Annotated in this window: 1 protein-coding gene and 1 pseudogene; both read left to right on the forward strand. The window is 64.9% G+C overall.

Annotated elements, in window-relative coordinates:
* Window positions 1-9: 9 nt before the first annotated feature.
* A pseudogene (locus tag ACRWND_RS30630) lies at window positions 10-188 on the forward strand (glycosyltransferase family 2 protein); the annotation flags it as partial.
* Window positions 189-295: 107 nt separating this feature from the next.
* Window positions 296-1,801 (forward strand): inositol polyphosphate kinase family protein, encoded by a 1,506-nt coding sequence (locus tag ACRWND_RS30635; RefSeq protein WP_431955207.1) that lies wholly within the window; start codon window positions 296-298, stop codon window positions 1,799-1,801.
* The last annotated feature ends 283 nt before the right edge of the window (window positions 1,802-2,084 follow it).

Raw genomic sequence — 2,084 nt, forward strand, 5'->3', positions numbered from 1 at the left:
TGAAGCCCCCCTTTGGTTCCGGCGTACCTGGGGGTGTGGCGGTGCTGGCGGTGCTCAAGCGGCCCACGTGGGAGGGGCTGCGGGCGTGGTGGGGCGGCTTCGCCGAGGGGGTGCGCACGCCGTGCGGGGTGCGGCGGCCCATGCGGTGGCGCACCGTGGCACGGATGGTCGCGCTGGGCCGCCCCCCCCGGTCATCTGACCCGCCGGCCGCACCGGGTCGGCCGGGAGCCAGGGGACGTGTGCTCGGGATAGTGTTGATAGATCAAATTGCCGACCCGGCGAGGAAGTAGTGAGGATGGCTGGTGTGCCCATGGGGTTGGTGTGCTTCGATGATCTGCCACGCGAGGTGGCTCGAGCGGTAAAAAAGGAACCAGATCAACTGGCAAAGATTAACATTCTGATTGAGCACTACAGCCAGGCTTCACGCGGCGATCTACTGCCACAGGAATCTGCTGCGCGAAGTACGGTCCCGGTCACGGCGTCGACGTCTGGTGCCGCTCGACTCGACGGAGCTCGGGCCGTCGATGACAGGCTTAAGGCGGGATCGGTGGGGGGCGTCGACGCCTCGCAGCGACGTGCGGGGCCTATCGGTCCCCTGACGGTTGAGTCGACTACTGGAGCGGTGTCGAGGGAGGCGTCCGGGGCTGCCAGCGGCGGTCACGGCGGAATTGTCAAGCGTGCCGGCGGCATGGTCCTACAAAAGCCCACCAACGACGTCGAGCGGAACTTCTACAATCGTTTGCGGGGCTCGGGCACCGGCTTGGAGCGCATCGCGCCTCGTTCGTTCACCGCCCACGACGTCTGGAAGCTGGAGTCGGAGCTGGACCCGGATCACCTGGTACCTGCGCGGGACGTCGAAGCGAGCGGGGAAGATCCACACATTTACATCGAGAACATAACCCATGGCATGGTGCAGCCGAGCTTGCTCGACATCAAGATCGGCGAGAGCACCGCGAGCCAGCACGAACTGCGTCGCAACCTCAGCCCTGGCGGTGCATGGGTCAAGAAGCGCAAGCTGATGGTCGCTGATGTGGCGAGCGGGTCCGCGAGGCGGGGGTGGCGCGTTGTAGCGGGGACGAAGATCCAAGGTAGCCGGATGCAGATCGGTCGCGCCTCAAGCGAGCACGTGGCGGATTTCGCCGCGCCGATCCACAGCCTTGCAACGGAACTTGCGGCTCAGTTGCAGAACGTCCGGGATGCCGTTGCCGTGTCTGGGTACGCGTTGGTAGGGGCGAGCGTGCTGATCGCCGTGGATCGTGCGGCAGACGATCCCGGTCAGTCGGTCAGGGTCAAGCTCATCGATTTCGCCCACTCTTTCACCGCAGTAGACCTCGGCCCGCAGCAGTACGAGAAGTACACGGAACGCTTTCTTCACGGACTCGACAACGTGATCACTGAGATAGCGACGCTCGATCCCGCGTCCGTCCGTAGTGTGTTGGGGTTCCGTGAGCGAGTCATGTCGGCCAGGCGTGTGTGGGATGAGCCGGTGCCACAGGCCGTGGCACGCCTCGAGGCCGCGCTGCTGGCCGCCGGCCCCGGGGCTCGGGCCTTGGTGGTGGGTGCGGTGCTGGAGGCGCTGTGGGCGGTGAACCATGAGGGTGTAGTGAGCTGGCAGAACAACAGAGGTCAGCGGGTTTCGTCCCCTCACGCCGACACGGACCAGCCTGTGTGGCAGATCGCGCTCAGCCCGCACGGTAACTTGCTGCATGTGCCGGAGGAGTGGGAGGACGCCGGGCCTGAGATGACCAATTTCTGCTCACTCACGCCCGGTATGAAACTGACGCCTTTCCTGCAGTACTGAGTGAGGTTTTCTCAGCGAAATGATCTACGCGAAACGCCCTCAGCCGCCGTATGTGTGAGCAGGTCGGACAGACTGGGCCCGGCTGCGGACAGACGTAAAGCCCTGGTAGGACAGGTCTCACCACAAGATCATGTCGACAACCACCAGAGGCTTCACGTTGGTCACCTATGTTGCCACGCTCGACGTCCCGCGCCACGTCGTGGAGTACCTGTCCCGCCTGCTGGCCGCCCACCGACGGCGTATCGGCACTCCGCGCGGCAGCCGAGCACTTGGTTCGTTCCGT

The organism is Actinacidiphila sp. bgisy167 (assembly GCF_965342175.1).
In the GTDB taxonomy this organism is placed as follows: domain Bacteria; phylum Actinomycetota; class Actinomycetes; order Streptomycetales; family Streptomycetaceae; genus Actinacidiphila.